Origin of the sequence: Gordonia sp. YY1 (assembly GCF_009872315.1) — a bacterium.
Taxonomy (GTDB): Bacteria; Actinomycetota; Actinomycetes; order Mycobacteriales; family Mycobacteriaceae; genus Gordonia; species Gordonia amicalis.
The window spans coordinates 57,717-74,218 of the sequence record NZ_WXYI01000011.1 but is presented as its reverse complement, the minus strand read 5'-3'; the positions used below and the strand labels follow the sequence as shown (position 1 = coordinate 74,218).

Sequence of the window (16,502 nt, the reverse complement as noted above, 5' to 3'; positions counted from 1 at the left end):
GGTGGTGCAACACCATTGTTCATCCTTCTGTACGACGTTGCGGATCTTGTACCCGCGAGCGTGTGCGTCGAAACCACTGCGTTGCAGGGGTTTCGGTGCCCTGGTCACAATTCGTGCCGCGATGTGCCCACGATGGTCCCGACGCGCGGTGTCTCAGACCCCGGTTCCGGGTTCGGGTGACTGCGCCGGACTCACGTCCACGGAGACGTCGATGTGGCTCTTCGTCGAGTCGGTGTAGATGACCCCGCGCAACGGCGGGACGTCGTCGTAGTCGCGGCCCCAGGCCAGCGTGACGTGGCGTTCGTCGACCAGTTTGTCGTTGGTCGGGTCGAACGCCAGCCAGCGGCCGTCGGGCATCCAGACCGCCGCCCACGCATGGCTCGCGTCGGCGCCGAAGATCTTCTCCTCGCCCGGCGGCGGATCGGTCGCCAGGTAGCCCGATTCGTAGCGGGCGGCGAGTCCGACCGAGCGCAGGCACGCGATCGCGACCCGGGCGAAGTCCTGGCAGACGCCCTCGCGTCGTTGCATCACGGTGTCGACCCGAGTCGAGATGGCCGTCGAGCCGGAACGATAGGCGAAGTCGGTGAAGATCCGGGTCGTCAGGTCGGTGACCGCCTCGATCAGCGGACGCTGAGGGGTGAACACCGCGGCGGCGTAGTCGCGCACCGACCGGGTGATCTCCGGCGGGTCGAGGTCGAGGACGAACTCGACGGCGAGCGCGGCCTCGCGGCCCCCGAGCACCGCCGGGCGTGCCGACTCCCACGGGGCCCGGGCCGCGGGGCCGATGAGCACGCCCTGATCGACCGGATCGACCTCGACGACCGACCGTGCGGTGACCGTCAGTTCCCGGTGCGCGGTGCGGACGTGGAAGTAGCTGTCGTGGTTTCCGTAGACGTCGATGCCCGTCGACCGGTCGTCGGGTTCGGGTTCGATGTCGACCGTGGTCGACCGCACCCGTTGTCCGGGCAGGTCGCGCGGGGTCAGGTAGCAGCGGCCGTACGACGAGGACACGTCGTCGTTGTAGGTGTACCGGGTGCGATGCATGACCCGGTAGACGCGCGTGTTCACATCTCACCTCCGCCCCAGATCGGCTGCGCCTGGCGAGGCATTGCGAAACGGCTCCTGGCCAGCAGATCGGACAGGTCGCGGGCCCCCGCGCGGAGTGCGGTCATCAGGTCGGCGAGCTCTGCCCGGCGGCCCTGTGAGTCGACGCCGGCGAGGTCGGCCGGCCCGCTCCGACGCAGCTCGGCGATCATGTCCTGCACACCTCGTTCGGCCCCGGCCGATCGCAGCGGTTCGGGCACCGCCGTCAGATCGTGGTTCATCTTCTCGAGCTGGAAGATCATCGACCGCGGGTTGGTCGGGTCGAACAGCAGCAACTCGGCGACGCTCGAGAACCGGTACAGACCGCGGTTGCGGCGCCGGTAGATCACCGACGACTCGTTGGCGACCAGATACGACTCCAGCAGGGCCTGTTCGACGTCGGTGTCGTGCGCCTGCGCGAACATCGCGAGAGTCAGGTCGGCGAGGGTGATCGCGCGTTCGATGCGCCGGCCCAGATCCATGAACATCCAGCCCGGGTCGTGGACCATCGACTCCTCCTGCAGGCCGGTCAGCGCGAGCACGCCGTGGAGGACCTCCTCGTGGGCCCGCGCCAGATCCGGACCGAGGTCCAGGGCGGAATCGGATTCCGCCCGCGACCGCGAGACCAGCCGCGCGGTGCTCGCGACGACCCGTTCGACGGGCGCCAGGACCATCCAGGTACTGGTCGACATCTGGTCACGGACCGCCCGGGCAGAACCGACGAGCCGGTCGACCGAGTAGGCGACCGTACCCGGGATCGAGCGGGCGACGGTCAGATCGGCGATCTTCTCGATAGCCTCGTTGACCTGGTCCGGCGAGGGCTGACGGTCGGTGCCCGAGACCAGCAGATCGGCGGTGTCGAGGTAGCCGTCGGTTCCGGTGATCGTGGCGACCGCGTGCAGCAGCAGCGGTACCGCCGGGGTCCCCGACATCCATGGGCGGTACTGGAAATCCTGATAGCGCTGGCGCGAGACCTTCGCCAGCCGGGTGACCTGCTCGGTGCGTTCGGCGTAGCGGCCGAGCCAGAACAGATCGGCGAGCACGCGGGGACTCGCGGCAGCCGCGACCTCCGAGTACTCGAGCGGCACGGGCCGGCCCGTCTCCGGTACGACCTCGCCGGCCGGTTCGACGCGGGTCTCCGAACGGCGCGACACGTGTCCGCCGACCTCCGTGCTGGTGACCCAGACGTCCTTGGCCGACACGACGTGGTGGGCGGCCCCTTCGACCCCGTCGGCCAGGACGGCGCCGAGACCACCCGGCATCACCGCGTAGGTGGGCCCCTGGGCGACGCTGAAGGCCCGCACCGACACGGGCGCGGCACGCAGCGCGGTCGTGTGACGTCCGGGTCGCGTCCCGGCGGTGACGGTCGGCGCCACCGAGTAGGCGTCGAGTTCGCGCCCGACCCAGGCCCACGGTCGCGATTCGATCCGCGCGGCGACCTCGGCACGGGTTCGCGCGTCGAGCAACGGCCCGATGAACTCGTCGTCGGTGCGGGTGTCGGTCAGCACCAGCGAACCGATGCGACTCTGGATCTTGCTGCGCTCCAGCGCATCTCCGGCCCAGTAGGTGGTGACCGACCCGAGCGCGAGTTCCTCGTCGAGCAGGACCGGCGCAAGCCGTTCGAGCACGGTGTGCAGCGCGGGATTCTCGAGAACACCGGACCCCAGCGTGTTCAGCACCGTGACGTTGCCTCGCGAGATCGCCTCCACCAGACCGGCGACGCCGAGTCGGGAATCGGTCCGCAGATCGAGCGGGTCGGCATATGCGGCGTCGACGCGGCGCAGCAGGACGTCGACCCGCTTGTACCGCCCGAGCGAACGCATGTAGACCGCGCCGTCACGCACGGTGAGGTCCGCACCTTCGACCAGCGGATAGCCGAGGACCGAGGCGAGGTAGGCCTGGTCGAAGGCAGTCTCGGACATGCTTCCCGGGCTGAGCACGGCGACCGTCGGGTCGTCGACCCCGGGCGGGGCGTACTCGGCGAGCGCGAGGCGCATCGTCCCGACGAAACCGGTCACCGGTCGCGGCGCGCAGGCCTGGAACACCTGCGGGAACGTCTTGGTCAGCAGTCTGCGGCCGACGATCGAGAAGCCGATGCCCGACGGGGCCTGGGTGCGGTCCCGGTAGACCACGAAACGCCCATCGGCGGAACGCGATACGTCGACCGCGTGCAGGAACAGGGCGTGAGGTCCGGCGACCTCGAGACGTGCCGCCTTGCGGATGTAGCCGGGGTGCCCGAAGACCATCTCGGGGGCCACGAGACCGGAGGTGATGGTCTTCTGGTCGCGGTAGAGATCACGCAGCAGCAGATCGAGCAGCATCGACCGCTGGGTGATGGCCCTCTCCAGCTCGGCCCACTCGACACCGTCGACGATGAGCGGCACCGCGTCGATGTCCCAGTCTCGGGTGTGCGTGGCCTGACCGTCGAACTCGTTGTAGACCACACCGTCGTCACGGACCGCCGCGGCGAGACGATCCGCGGACTCGCGCAACCGGGCGTCACCGCGCCGCTGATAGAGCCGGACGAGATCTTCCCACGCGGGACGAACGATGCCGGCGGAGTCGAGGAGCTCGTCGTGGTGGGCGCCGGCGGCCGGTTCGGCATCGCCGGGTCCGGGGACGTCGAAGAGCGTGTAACCCTCGTTCCGGTAACGATCGAAGACCGTGGAGGCATCGAACACCGCGGAAGCGTTGCCCGGCGAAGAAGTCACCGGAGAACTGTACGTGCCCGACGCAGATCCAGGATCCCAGGGACCCCGAAGTCGATGGCCTGCCGGGCCTGTCGTTCCCGGAGAAGCCCGACGTCGACGGTGCCGGTTGTGTGACCGGTCGCCTCGAAGCGCCCGTTGCGGCGCGATTCGGCCTCCACGGCGTTCACCGGTGGTCGGTCGTAGGCGCGTCCACCCGGATGGACGACGTGGTAGGTCGCGCCGCCCACCGACCGCCCGTTGACGGTGTCGACGAGGTCGAAGGTCAGCGGGGTATCGATGCTGATCGTCGGATGCAAAGCGCTCGGCGGCTGCCAGGCCCGGAACCGGATGCCCGCCACCCGTTCGCCGGATCGGCCGGTGGACCGGAGCGGGATCGGGAAACCGTTGCAGGTCAACAGGTAACGATCGTCCTCACCGCCGAGGACACGCACCTGGACCCGTTCGATCGAGGAATCGACGTAGCGGGCGGTACCGGTTCCGGTCGACTCCTCCCCCAGCGTGTTCCACGGTTCGATGGCGCCGCGCAGTTCGACTTCCTGGTCGCGGATCTGCACGGTCCCCAGCCGCGGGAAACGGAACTCGGTGAACGGATCGAGCCAGGCGGTCTCGATGGGTAGCCCGCCTCGCGGAGTTCCTCGGCGACGAGCGCGATGTCGGCGATGACGTGGTGCGGCAACAGATGTTTGCCGTGCAGGTCGCCGCCGTGGCGGATGAGCCGGGCCCGGTAGGGCTTGCCCCAGAACCACGACACCAGGCTGCGCACCAGCAGCGACTGGACCATCGCCATCCGGTGGTGCGGCGGCATCTCGAAGGCACGCAGTTCCAGCAGTCCGAGCCGCCCGCGCACCGAGTCGGGGCTGTAGAGCTTGTCGATGCAGAACTCGGCGCGGTGGGTGTTGCCGGTGATGTCGGTGAGCAGATGCCGCAACGCACGGTCGGCGACCCACGGATTCGGCGGCGACCCCTCGCCGGTTCCGGTCCTCGCGGCGAGCCGGTCGATCTCGGCGAAGGCGATCTCCAACTCGTAGAGCGCCGATTCCCGGCCCTCGTCGACGCGCGGCGCCTGCGAGGTGGTGCCGACGAAGCGTCCGGAGAACAGATAGGACAGCGACGGGTGGCGCTGCCAGTAGGTCAGCATCGACACCAGCAGATCGGGGCGGCGCAACATCGGCGAGTCGGCGGGCGTCGTACCGCCCAGCGTGATGTGGTTGCCGCCGCCGGTGCCGCCGTGGCTGCCGTCGAGGTCGAAGCTCTCCGTGCCGAGCCGGACGCGGCGGGCGTGATCGTAGAGGGACTCGAGCAGTTCGGACTGTTCGGCGAAGCTCGCCGTCGGCTGGATGTTGACCTCGATGACGCCCGGGTCGGGAGTCACCGACAGCGACGTCAGGCGCGGATCCGACGGCGGCCCATAGCCTTCGATCACGACCGGGGTCGCGGTCGTCGCGGCGGCGCCCTCCACCAGTTCGACGAGGGCGAGGAACTCCTCGCCCGTCGACGTGGGCGGCATGAACACGTATGTGACGCCGTCGCGGACCTCGGCGACGAGCGCCGTGCGCGGCAGGAACTGCGTCGGGTCCACCGCGCGCACGGTGTGCCCGAGTGCGGCGGCCGGGTCGATGGGCAGAGCGTCGTGGCGCGCCGACGGGTCGGCCTCGAACAGGGTCGGCGACGGCCCCCATGACAGTGAGTTCAGCGGCAGGCGCAGACCCGCGGGCGAGGTACCCGGCGTGAGGACGATCCGACCGCGCCGGGTCGACCACACCGCACTCTGCCAGGCGGTCCGGTCCTCCGACCGGTTCAGCGGAAGGACGTGGGCGCTGGGGTCGGTGACCGCGGCGTCGAGCCGGGACAACACGGAGCGACGCCGGGCCACCGAATCGTTCTCGGGCGCCAGTACCTCCTCGTCGCCGTCCGCCAGGCTATCCAGCTCGACGTCGAACTCCGCCTGGGTGAACCTCCGTGCGGTGGGCAGGGTCGGGTCGTCGCCGGGGTCTCCGGGCGGCATGGTGGCCAGCTCGCGCATCCGCACGAGCGGATCCTCGTAGGCGGGCAGCACCTGTTCCGTGGGCAGACCGAGATTCGCCGCGAACGCGGTCAGCAGTTTGTGTGCCGGTTCGGCCCGGGCCGGTTCTCCACCGCCGCTCGTGTCCGGGTGGGCGCCGTAGGTCTCCGTCTCGATCGCCGCGCCACACTGTTCGGGCATCGACCACGGATCGGCGAGCAGGTCTGGGTCACGCCAGATCGGTTCGCCGTCGGCGCGCCAGATGATCTCGATCTGCCAGCGCGGCAACGGTTCTCCGGGATACCACTTGCCCTGGCTGCGCCGCACCAGACCCTGCGGGGCGTAGGCCCCCCTGAGCCGTTCGGCGAGACGGGATGCCAGGAGCCGTTTGTGGGGTCCGTCGGCGGCGGTGTTCCACTCGGGGTCGGCCTGGTTGTCGATGGAGACGAAGGTCGGTTCGCCACCCATCGTGAGGCGGACGTCGTCGCGCTCCATGCGTTCGTCCACGAGTGCACCGAGGTCGACGACGCGGTTCCACTGCTCGGGTGTGTACGGCAGGGTGACGCGCGGGTCCTCGTGGAATCTCGTGACGGTGTTGGAGAAATCGAGCGTCGCGTGACAGGGACCGGTCGCGCCGGTGATCGGTGCGGCCCCCACCGGATGCGGCGTGGCCGCGAGCGGGATGTGTCCCTCGCCGGCGAACAGGCCGGACGTCGGGTCCAGACCGACCCAACCGGCGCCGGGCAGGTAGACCTCGGTCCAGGCGTGCAGGTCGGTGAAGTCGGCGTCGGGACCCGAGGGCCCGTCGAGCGACGTGATGTCGGAGGTCAGCTGCACGAGGTAGCCGGAGACGAACCGCGCAGCCAGGCCGAGTTCGCGGAGCAACGCCACGAGGAGCCACGCCGAGTCGCGGCACGAACCGATGGCACTCGACAGCGTGAACTCGGGTGGCTGCACCCCTGCCTTGAGACGCACGGTGTAACCGACGGCCTCGCGCACGGCGGTGTTCAGCGCCACCAGGAAGTCGATGACACGCGTCCTGCCGACCGGCTTGTTCTGCGCGGCGAAGGCGGCGACCTCCGGATGGACCGGCGCACCGGCGAATTCGCCCTCGCCGACGCCCACCGGCCGCAGGAAGATCTCGAGATCGCGGCGTAGCTCCTCGGGGTACTCGAACCCGTAGTGCTCGGCCCAGTCCTCGATGAAGAAGTCGAAGGGGTTGATCGCCGTCAGGTCGGCGACGAGGCTGACGGTGATGCTCAGCGAGGTCGACGGCTCGGGGAACACGAGCCGCGCGAGGTAGTTGCTGAACGCGTCCTGCTGCCAGTTGAGGAAGTGCTCACCGGGCTCGACCCTCAGCGAATAGGCCTCGATCGGCGTCCGCGAGTGCGGCGCGGGGCGCAGGCGGACCACATGCGGGTAGATCTTCGTCGGGCGATCGAAGGAGTAGCTCGTCCGGTGTTCGAGAGCCACCTTGATCGTCACCGACGCACCTCCGGGAATCCCTTGCTCGCAGACATGGGGAGAATCTCTCACAGGTGGTGGGCGCCCGCTCGGCGGCAACCGTCCGGAAACGAAAGCGGTGGCCGAACTCACGCTCGGCCACCGCTTTTCGTTGCTCGACGGAACTACTTGTCCGTCGTTGCCTTGTCCTTGTCCGTCGTTGCCTTGTCCGTCGTCGCCTTGCCCGGGACGCTCGCGTCCTGCTCGGCACCGCCACGCGGCACCGGCTTGGCGTCGATGCCCGACTCCTTGCGCTGCTGCGGGGTGATCGCCGCGGGCGCCTCGGTCAACGGGTCGACGCCGCCGCCGGACTTCGGGAACGCGATGACCTCGCGGATCGAGGCCTCACCCGCGAGCAGCGCGGTGATCCGGTCCCAGCCGAAGGCGATGCCGCCGTGCGGCGGGGCGCCGTAGGCGAAGGCGTCGAGGAGGAAGCCGAACTTCTCCTGCGCCTCGTCGTGGCCGATGCCCATGATCTCGAAGACGCGCTCCTGCACGTCACGCTGATGGATACGGATCGAGCCGCCGCCGATCTCGTTGCCGTTGCAGACGATGTCGTAGGCATAGGCGAGCGCCTCACCCGGAGCGGTGTCGAGCTTCTCGATCGACTCCGGCTTGGGCGAGGTGAACGCGTGGTGCACCGCGGTCCATGCCGAGTTGCCGAGTGCGACGTCGCCGGAGGCGGTGGCCTCGGCCGTCGGCTCGAACATCGGCGCGTCGACGACCCACACGAATGCCCAGTCGTCCGGCTTGATCAGACCGAGCTTCGAGGCGATCTCGCCGCGGGCGGCGCCGAGCAGGGCGCGGGAGGACTTGACCTCGCCGGCGGCGAAGAAGACGCAGTCGCCCGGCTGTGCACCGACGTGAGCGGCGAGCCCGGCGCGCTCCTCCTCGGACAGGTTCTTGGCGACCGGACCGGTGAGGGTTCCGTCCTCGCCGACGAGCACGTACGCGAGGCCGCGGGCGCCGCGCTGCTTCGCCCACTCCTGCCAGGCGTCGAGCTGACGGCGCGGCTGCGAGGCACCACCGGGCATGACGACGGCGCCGACATACGGCGCCTGGAACACGCGGAACGGGGTGTTCGCGAAGTACTCGGCACATTCGACGAGTTCGATGTCGAAGCGCAGATCCGGCTTGTCCGAACCGAACCGGCGCATCGCGTCGGCATAGGTCATGCGCGGGATCGGGGTCGAGATCTCGACGCCGATGAGCTTCCACAGCGCCACCAGGACCTCCTCGGCGACCGCGATGACGTCGTCCTGGTCGACGAAGCTCATCTCGATGTCGAGCTGGGTGAACTCGGGCTGGCGGTCGGCGCGGAAATCCTCGTCGCGGTAGCAGCGCGCGATCTGGTAGTAGCGTTCCATGCCGGCGACCATCAGCAGCTGCTTGAACAGCTGCGGGCTCTGCGGCAGGGCGTAGAAGGTGCCGGGCTGCAGACGCGCGGGCACCAGGAAGTCGCGGGCGCCCTCCGGCGTCGAACGGGTCAGCGTCGGGGTCTCGATCTCCACGAAGTCGTGGGCGGCGAGGACACCGCGGGCGGCGGCGTTGGCCTTCGACCGCAGACGCAGAGCGGCGCTCGGCCCCTCGCGCCGGAGGTCGAGGTAGCGGTGACGCAGACGCGCCTCCTCGCCCGGCGACTCGTCGAGCTGGAACGGCAGCGGTGCCGATTCGTTGAGCACCTCGAGTTCGACGGCGTTGATCTCGACCTCGCCGGAGCTGAGGTTCGGGTTCTCGCTGCCCTCCGGACGGACCTCGACCACACCGGTGACGGCGACGCAGTACTCGGCGCGCAGGCGGTGGGCGGCCGTGGCCACCGTCTCCTCGCGGAACACCACCTGCACCAGGCCGGTGGAGTCGCGCAGGTCGATGAACACCACACCGCCGTGGTCGCGTCGGCGCGCGACCCAACCGGCGACGGTGACGGTCTGCGACGCGTCGGCGCGGCGCAGCGAACCTGCGGAATGCGTGCGGAGCACTGAGAGTCCTTCCCAACGTCACACGGCCGGCCCGGCTGGCGGGCGGCGTGGAGAAGCGTTGTTTGTGTCGGCTTGTTCGTGACCCGGTGGAAACGCAGGCCAGGTACCCATCGTGCCGCATCGGCGTCGGTGCCCCGAATCCGGCCACCCGGAGATGTCCGGCGCGGGCACCACGGCGTGCCAGAATGACCGCGTGACCTTCCAAGGCAGCGGATCGATCGACACCGGCAACGTCTCCGGCGGTGGCGGCGGTGGCGGGCGGATCGCGCTCGGCGGCGGTGCAGGGCTGCTCATCACCATCGTCGCTCTGCTGTTCGGCGTGAACCCCGGCGAACTACTCGGCGGCGAGACCGGCCAGCAGGGAACGTCGTCGGCTGCGGCCGAGATCCAGCAGCAGCTCGACGCCTGCACCTATGAGATGGCGAACGAGAACACCATCTGCCGCATCAAGGCGACCACGGTCAGCGTCGACGACGTGTGGTCCGACCTCATGCCGGGTTACCAGCCGCCGAAGACCGTCATCTTCGCCGACTCGGTCAACACCGGGTGCGGCGCGGCCAGTGCGGCGACCGGGCCGTTCTACTGCCCCGCCGACCGTACCGCCTACTTCGATCCGTCCTTCTTCACGCAGCTGCGCCGCATGGGCGGCAGCGACGGTCCGCTCGCCCAGGAATACGTGGTCGCCCACGAGTACGGGCATCACGTGCAGAACCTCACCGGTGCCCTCGCCAAGGGCCAGCGGATGGGTTCGCAGGGCCCGCGCTCGGGGTCGGTGCGCGTGGAACTGCAGGCCGACTGCCTCGCCGGCGTCTGGGCCAATCACGCCGACGACGGTCCCGATGCCCTGCTCGCCCCCATCTCCGAGCAGCAGATCACGACCGTCATCCAGACCGCGAAGGCGATCGGCGACGACACCATCCAGGGACCGGGCTCCAACCCGGAGGGCTGGACGCACGGTTCGGCCACGCAGCGTGCGCGGTGGTTCGGCATCGGATACCAGTCCGGCGACCCCAACCGGTGTGACACCTTCGCCACCAACGACCTCTGACGCGATGTCGAGATGACCCCCATGGCCGCAACCCCCACGAGTCCCCGTCGACGCACCGAAGTGGACGCGATCGCCGAGGCCCACCTCGATCGACTGTGCGAGCTCGATCCGCTGCTGAGCACCGAGATCGGGTACGACGGCCGGAACGACGCGCTGACCGACTTCTCCGCGCACGGGTGTGCCGAACGGGCCGCGGTCGCCGCAGACACCCTGGCCGCACTGGCCGACGCTCCCGTCGCCGACGCGATCGACCGGGTGACCGTCGCGACGATGACCGCATCACTGCGACGGGAACTCGCCCTCGCGGACGCGGGTGAGCACATCGGCGAGTGCAACGTCATCGCTTCACCGCTGCAGGCCATGCGGGACATCTTCGACCTGATGCCCACCGACACCCGGTCCGATCGCGAGGTGTTCCTCGCCCGCCTCACCGCGATCCCCGGCGCGTTGAACCGGGCCGTCGACGGGTTGGCACACCGACTGCGGCACGGTCCCCCGATCGCGCGCCGTCAGGTCGCCGCGGTGGTCCGGCAGGCCGATTCGGCCACCGATGCCATCGCCGAGAACACGGGTGCCATCGCCGACGACCCGGCGCTCGCCGGCACGCTGGGCACCGCCCTCGACGCGGCCCGGACCGCGTTCGGCACCTTCGCCCACTACCTCGAGACCCAGGTCCTCCCGTCCGCCGTCGACGACGACGCGGTGGGCCGGGACCGCTACCTGCTCCACCTGCCGTCGTATCTGGGCGCCGACGCCGATCCGGAGGAGGCCTACGCGTGGGCGATCACGCGCCTCGAACAGATCGTCGCCGAGCAGCACGAGATCGCAGAGGGGCTCCTCCCCGGACGCGGGGTCGCCGAGACCCTCGCCTGGCTGGATCGGCAGCCGCAGTACCAGATCCACGATCGTCACGAATTCGTGGAGTGGATGCAGGAGACCTCCGACGCCGCCGTCGCCGGACTAGGCGGCCGCCACTTCGACATCCCGGAACGACTGTCCCGCCTCGAATGCCGCCTGGCGCCGTCGTCGACCGGGATCATCTACTACACCCAGCCGACCGCCGACCTGTCGCGGCCGGGCCGCATGTGGTGGGCGGTCCCCGACGACCAGACCGTTTTCCACACGTGGCAGGAGAAGACGACCGTCTACCACGAGGGCGTCCCCGGCCATCATCTCCAACTCGGTTCGGCCATCGTCGATCCCGACCTCAACGTGTGGCGCAAGCTGGCGTCGTTCACCTCGGGACACGGTGAGGGCTGGGCACTCTACGCCGAGCGGCTGATGGACGAACTCGGCTGGCTCGAGGATCCGGGCGATCGGATGGGCATGCTCGATTCCCAGCGGCTGCGCGCGGCCCGGGTGGTCGTCGACATCGGTGTGCACTGCCGCCTGCCGGCTCCGGAGCCGCTCGGTGGCGGGATCTGGAACGCGGAGAAGGCCTGGGAGTTCCTGACCGCCTCGGTCGCCATGGACCACTCGGTGCTGCGCTTCGAACTCGACCGCTACCTCGGCTGGCCCGGGCAGGCGCCGTCATACGCACTGGGACAACGGGTCTGGGAGCACACCAGGCACGCCGCCCTGAGCGCTCATCCGGAGTGGACGCTCAAGGACTTCCACACGCGCGCACTGGCGTTGGGCGGTGTGTCGCTGGACGTACTGGCCGACGAGATGACCGGCCGGCACGAGGCCTGACCCCTACGACGCCCGACTGCGGTCCAGGTAGGCCTTCCGCCTGGCGGGGTCGAAGGCCCCGTAGTCGACTCCGCCGACGAACCTCTTGAGCCACCACATGATCGGCGACGGGATGAGTTCCTCGAGGACTCCCATGCCGGCGAGGTACCGCGGGACGGTGACCTCTCCCCGCCCGTGCCGCGCGCTGTCGACGATCGCCGCCGCCACCTCCGCGGGATCGAGCGTCGGCTGCAGTCGCAGCAGCACCCCCGAGGTGAGGTCGGTGCGGGTGGCCGCGGGCATGATCGTCGTCAACGTGACACCGGTGCCCGCCAGTTCGGCGCGGACCGCCCGTGAGAGCGCCACGACCCCGAACTTCGAGGCGCAGTAGGTCGCGATCCCCGGCGTGGTGATCTTGCCCGCCATCGACGACACGTTGACCACGTGGCCGCGTCCGCGCTCGATCATCCCGGGCAGAACGAGGCGGGTGCCCGTCAGCACCGCGCCGAGATTGATGTCCAGCTCGCGCTGCAACGCGTCGAGGTCCTGGTCGACGAGACGTCCCATGTGTTGGATTCCGGCGTTGTTGACCAGCATGTCGACCGGCCCGCGTGCCGAGGCCGCGTCGATGAACCCGGCGAAGGAGTCGGTGTCGGTGACATCGAGATGATGGGCGTGTGCCCGGGGTCCGAGCCGGTCGGCGGTCGCGGTGGCCGCCACCAGGTCACGGTCGCCGATCCACACCGTCGCCCCACGCTCGACCAGCGCCGCGGCGGTCGCGGCACCGATCCCGCGAGCACCGCCGGTCACGCAGACGCGAGCACCCGCAAGCGCGATCACAGCGGGCTGCCCACGGGCTGACGCAGCGCGAAGTAGGCGATCAGGCGCACGTCCTCGTCCGACGCGAACAGCAGCGCACGACCGAGGTACACGCCCGGTGTCAGTTCGACGATCTCGTCGCGGGTCCGGCGGATCGGGAACGTGCGCACCGCCGGGTTGTTGTACTGCGGGACACCGTAATCGAGGGCCCGCACCCGGACCCGCGGCTCGATGAGCCCGATGTCCGGGGCATGGTCGAAGTGGAACCCCTCCATCTCACCGTCGACGTAGCGCAGCCCGAGGTGGCCGGCGGTGATGATCGGCATGACCACCGCCGCGATCGGAGACAATCGGAGACAACCGGTTGAGACCCGTACCCGCCCGCGCGTCGAACGACTTCCCTCGCCACGTGGGATCGATCTTCATCAGCGGATTGGCCAGCGCGGCCTCGGGGATCCCGAACAGCTTGCCGACGATCTGGCCTTCGAGTTTGCCGTCGAGGCCTTCCGGTTCGTCACCCTCGCCGAACAACAACCGCAGAGCTTCCCGGTCCTGACGAGATCCCAACTGGCGCAGATAGTTCCAGGTCTCCACGCGCGCCCGGTGCGGATGGTCGGCGGCAAGCGCTCGAAGTTCGGACAGCATGGCGAGCGGCGCCCGCTCCCCTCCGCGTCTCTGATCGGCCGTGGTCAACTCTGCACTCATCGCATCCTCATTTCTGGTACCAGCGCGTGCCACATCCATGTGGTACCGAAATGTGCCAGATAGGGTGTGGGGTGTCAACACCCCAGGCATCGCGGATGGAAGGATGGGCCGGTGAGTTCGACGAGCACTGAGCGCAGCTACGGCGGCGAGTCCGCCGCGGACAGGTCCGCGCGCCGACGCACCGCGCTCGTCGACGTCGCCTCGACCCTCATGAGTGAAGGACGGTGGCGGGCGGCGACCGTGGCCGGCATCTGCGCCGATGCCGGCCTCAACAAGCGCTACTTCTACGAGAGCTTCCCCGATCTCGACACCCTCGCGGACGCGGTGATCGACACCATCTCGACCGAGGTCGCACAGTCGGCGATCGCCGCATACCTGGCATCGCTGGACGCCCCCCTCGACGTACAGGCCCGCAGAGCGGTCGACGCGATCATCGGTGTGCTCGGCACCGATCGGCGCAAGGCTCGAATCCTGTTGGGCGGGGCAGCCGGGACACCTGCCGCGCTCACCCGGCGAACCGACGCGATGGCCGGCCTCACCGCGATCCTCGTCGAACACGCGCGGACCATCCACGGCGTCGAACTCGAGGCCGATTCCCTCGCCCACACCGCGCCGGCCTTCGTCATCGGCGGCACGGCCCAGGCGATCCTCTCGTGGGCCGAGGGCACCCTCCCGGTCAGCCGGGAGCAACTTGCCGACGACCTCGCCGAACTATGGCTCGGAATAGGCGCGTCCGCGACCGATCTGGCGCGCTCGCGCCTCAGCCCAGGAGGCGCGTGACCTCGGCGACGACGTCGTCGAGCGAGACCTGCTGCTGCTCACCGTTGCCCAGATCCTTGATCTCGATGCGGCGCCCCGCGAGTTCGTTCTCGCCGAGCACGAGCGCGAGACGCGCGCCGGACCGGTCGGCGGCCTTCATCGCACCCTTGAGTCCGCGATCGCCGTAGGCGATGTCGACGCTGATGCCCGCAGCACGCAATGAGCCTGCGACGCCGACGAGTTCGGCCTTGGCGTCTGCACCGAGCGGGACGCCGAAGACCTGGCAGCGCGCCGCCTGGGTGCCGGCGACACCCTCGGCCTCGAGCGCCAGCATCGTGCGGTCGACACCGATACCGAAACCGATACCCGACAGATCCTGTTTGGCGCCCAGCTGGCGCATCAGTCCGTCGTAGCGTCCGCCGCCGCCGATGCCCGACTGCGCGCCGAGACCGTCGTGCACGAACTCGAAGGTGGTCTTGGTGTAGTAGTCCAGGCCGCGCACGAGTCGCGGGTTGATCTCGTAGGCCACGCCGAGGCGGTCCAGGTTGGCCAGCACGAGGTCGAAGTGCGCCTTCGCCTCGTCGGACAGATAATCGATCAGCAACGGCGCGTTCGCGGTCGCCTCACGGATCTCCGGACGCTTGTCGTCGAGCACGCGCAGCGGGTTGATCTCGGCGCGCTTACGGGTCGCCTCGTCGAGATCGAGCCCGAAGAGGAACTCCTGCAACGCCTCCCGGTAGCGCGGACGGCTCGCATCGTCACCGAGCGAGGTGATCTCCAGGCGATAACCGGACAGTCCGAGTCGCTTGTAACCCTCGTCGGCGACGGCCACGACCTCGGCGTCGAGTGCCGGGTCGTCGACGCCGATCGCCTCGACGCCGACCTGCTGCAGCTGCCGGTAGCGACCCGTCTGCGGCTTCTCGTAGCGGAAGAACGGTCCGGCGTAGCAGACCTTGACCGGCAACTGACCGCGGTCGAGGCCGTGCTGGATGACCGCGCGCACCACGCCCGCGGTGCCCTCGGGTCGCAGCGTCACCGACCGGTCACCGCGGTCGGTGAAGGTGTACATCTCCTTGCTGACGACGTCGGTCGACTCGCCGACGCCGCGGGCGAACAGCGCCGTCTCCTCGAAGATCGGCAGCTCGATGTGTCCGTATCCCGCACGACGCGCCGCGTCGGTGAGCGTGTCCCGCACCTTCCGGAAGTCCGCCGAACTCGGCGGGAAGTAGTCCGGGATACCCCGGGGTGCCTGAAATGCTCCGCTCACAGTCCGTGTCGTCCCTTCGGTCGATCAGTGGCGATGGTGTCGGTTCCCGGAGCCCGAAGGTCGACCAGGAAGGGGTTTGCAGCGCGTTCCTGCGCGATCGTGGTCTGCGGTCCGTGCCCGGGCAGCACCAGGGTGTCGTCCGGCAACGGCAGCAGCTTCGCGGCGATGGAGTCGAGCAGCTGCTGATGGTTGCCGCCGGGCAGGTCGGTGCGTCCGATGGACCCGGCGAACAACACGTCACCGGAGAAGCAGACCGGGACCGTCGTCGGAGCGTCGGACCCGGACTCCCCCGGAACGGTCACCTCGATGCCCAACAGCACCGAGCCCTGGGTGTGGCCGGGTGCGAGGTCCACCGAGAAGTGGATGCCGGCGAGTTCGACGGGCTCACCGTCGTCGAACTCGACGACCTTCTCCGGTTCGCGGAACTTCTCGTCGCCGATCATCGCGCCGAGCGCGCGCCCGATGCCCAGTCCGGGATCGGTCAGCATCGGCCGGTCGGCGGCATGGATGTAGACGGGAATGGAGTACTCGTCGCACAACTGCGTGGCGTTCCAGGTGTGGTCCAGATGGCCGTGGGTCAGCAGGACGGCGACCGGGGTGAGGTCGTTCTCGGCGAGCAGTTCGCGCACGCGCGGCGCGGCGTCCTGGCCCGGGTCGATGATCACCGCATCAGATCCGGCTTCGGCCGCCACGAGGTAGCAGTTCGTCTGAAACATGCCGGCAGGGAATCCGGTGATCAGCATGGCACTCCTCGAGGGTCTCGGATCGGGTCGCGGGTCCCTCCATTGTGTCCTAGCTGCCCACGGCGGCCGACAGGCGGTGCGGTCGCGCTGGCACGCGTGCCGCGACACCCCACTCCACCACCCACTGAACGCTGTTCTCAGGTACAACTGGCACACTTGCCTCTCGAGTAAGTGACGTCCGCGCAGATCGTCGGCAGACTATGCCGGGATTC

General features: G+C 69.3%; 11 protein-coding genes and 1 pseudogene. 3 read left to right on the top strand and 9 right to left on the bottom strand.

Translation table 11 applies throughout. The annotated features are described in order from the left end of the window. Positions 1–153: 153 nt before the first annotated feature. From BPODLACK_RS15245 to aspS, 4 genes and pseudogenes are all read right to left on the bottom strand, one after another. Positions 154–1,068 (bottom strand): transglutaminase family protein, encoded by a 915-nt coding sequence (locus BPODLACK_RS15245; protein ID WP_159405583.1) that lies wholly within the window; start codon positions 1,066–1,068, stop codon positions 154–156. Beyond that, positions 1,065–3,794, bottom strand: coding sequence for a circularly permuted type 2 ATP-grasp protein (locus BPODLACK_RS15240; protein WP_159405582.1), 2,730 nt, complete (start codon positions 3,792–3,794; stop codon positions 1,065–1,067). The genes BPODLACK_RS15245 and BPODLACK_RS15240 overlap by 4 nt, the downstream gene beginning before the upstream one ends. Beyond that, positions 3,791–7,281: pseudogene (locus tag BPODLACK_RS15235) on the bottom strand (transglutaminase family protein). Before BPODLACK_RS15235 ends, BPODLACK_RS15240 begins: the two are co-directional and overlap by 4 nt. Positions 7,282–7,424: 143 nt before the next feature. Continuing rightward, on the bottom strand, positions 7,425–9,278 hold the full coding sequence (gene aspS / locus BPODLACK_RS15230; RefSeq protein ID WP_159405581.1) for an aspartate--tRNA ligase: 1,854 nt from the start codon (positions 9,276–9,278) through the stop codon (positions 7,425–7,427). 193 nt (positions 9,279–9,471) lie between these two features. Between aspS and ypfJ the strand changes: the two genes are divergently transcribed. Both ypfJ and BPODLACK_RS15220 read left to right on the top strand, forming a co-directional pair. Further along, positions 9,472–10,326, top strand: coding sequence for a KPN_02809 family neutral zinc metallopeptidase (gene ypfJ, locus BPODLACK_RS15225; protein WP_024497158.1), 855 nt, complete (start codon positions 9,472–9,474; stop codon positions 10,324–10,326). Between the two features lie 21 nt (positions 10,327–10,347). After that, on the top strand, positions 10,348–12,018 hold the full coding sequence (locus tag BPODLACK_RS15220; RefSeq protein ID WP_159405580.1) for a DUF885 domain-containing protein: 1,671 nt from the start codon (positions 10,348–10,350) through the stop codon (positions 12,016–12,018). A gap of 3 nt (positions 12,019–12,021) precedes the next feature. Here the strand turns inward: BPODLACK_RS15220 and BPODLACK_RS15215 are convergent, their stop codons facing one another. The 3 genes from BPODLACK_RS15215 to BPODLACK_RS23850 are packed head-to-tail and all read right to left on the bottom strand — an operon-like array spanning position 12,022 to position 13,521. Next, positions 12,022–12,837, bottom strand: a complete 816-nt coding sequence (locus BPODLACK_RS15215; protein WP_159405579.1) for an SDR family oxidoreductase — start codon at positions 12,835–12,837, stop codon at positions 12,022–12,024. Continuing rightward, positions 12,834–13,142, bottom strand: a complete 309-nt coding sequence (locus BPODLACK_RS23855; RefSeq protein WP_328722124.1) for a hypothetical protein — start codon at positions 13,140–13,142, stop codon at positions 12,834–12,836. The genes BPODLACK_RS15215 and BPODLACK_RS23855 overlap by 4 nt, the downstream gene beginning before the upstream one ends. Beyond that, the gene (locus BPODLACK_RS23850; protein WP_328722122.1) at positions 13,093–13,521 is read right to left on the bottom strand and encodes a hypothetical protein; all 429 of its coding nucleotides are present in this window, start codon (positions 13,519–13,521) and stop codon (positions 13,093–13,095) included. The genes BPODLACK_RS23855 and BPODLACK_RS23850 overlap by 50 nt, the downstream gene beginning before the upstream one ends. 111 nt (positions 13,522–13,632) lie before the next feature. Here BPODLACK_RS23850 and BPODLACK_RS15205 point away from each other — a divergent pair, with 111 nt between their 5' ends. Next, complete coding sequence (locus tag BPODLACK_RS15205; RefSeq protein ID WP_159405578.1) at positions 13,633–14,301, top strand: TetR/AcrR family transcriptional regulator; 669 nt, start codon at positions 13,633–13,635, stop codon at positions 14,299–14,301. Here the strand turns inward: BPODLACK_RS15205 and hisS are convergent. Continuing rightward, entirely contained in the window at positions 14,282–15,547 is a 1,266-nt protein-coding gene (hisS, locus tag BPODLACK_RS15200) for a histidine--tRNA ligase (RefSeq protein ID WP_159405577.1), read from the bottom strand. The genes BPODLACK_RS15205 and hisS overlap by 20 nt on opposite strands. Continuing rightward, positions 15,544–16,290, bottom strand: a complete 747-nt coding sequence (locus tag BPODLACK_RS15195) for an MBL fold metallo-hydrolase (RefSeq protein ID WP_159405576.1) — start codon at positions 16,288–16,290, stop codon at positions 15,544–15,546. Before BPODLACK_RS15195 ends, hisS begins: the two co-directional genes overlap by 4 nt. Positions 16,291–16,502 lie beyond the last annotated feature (212 nt).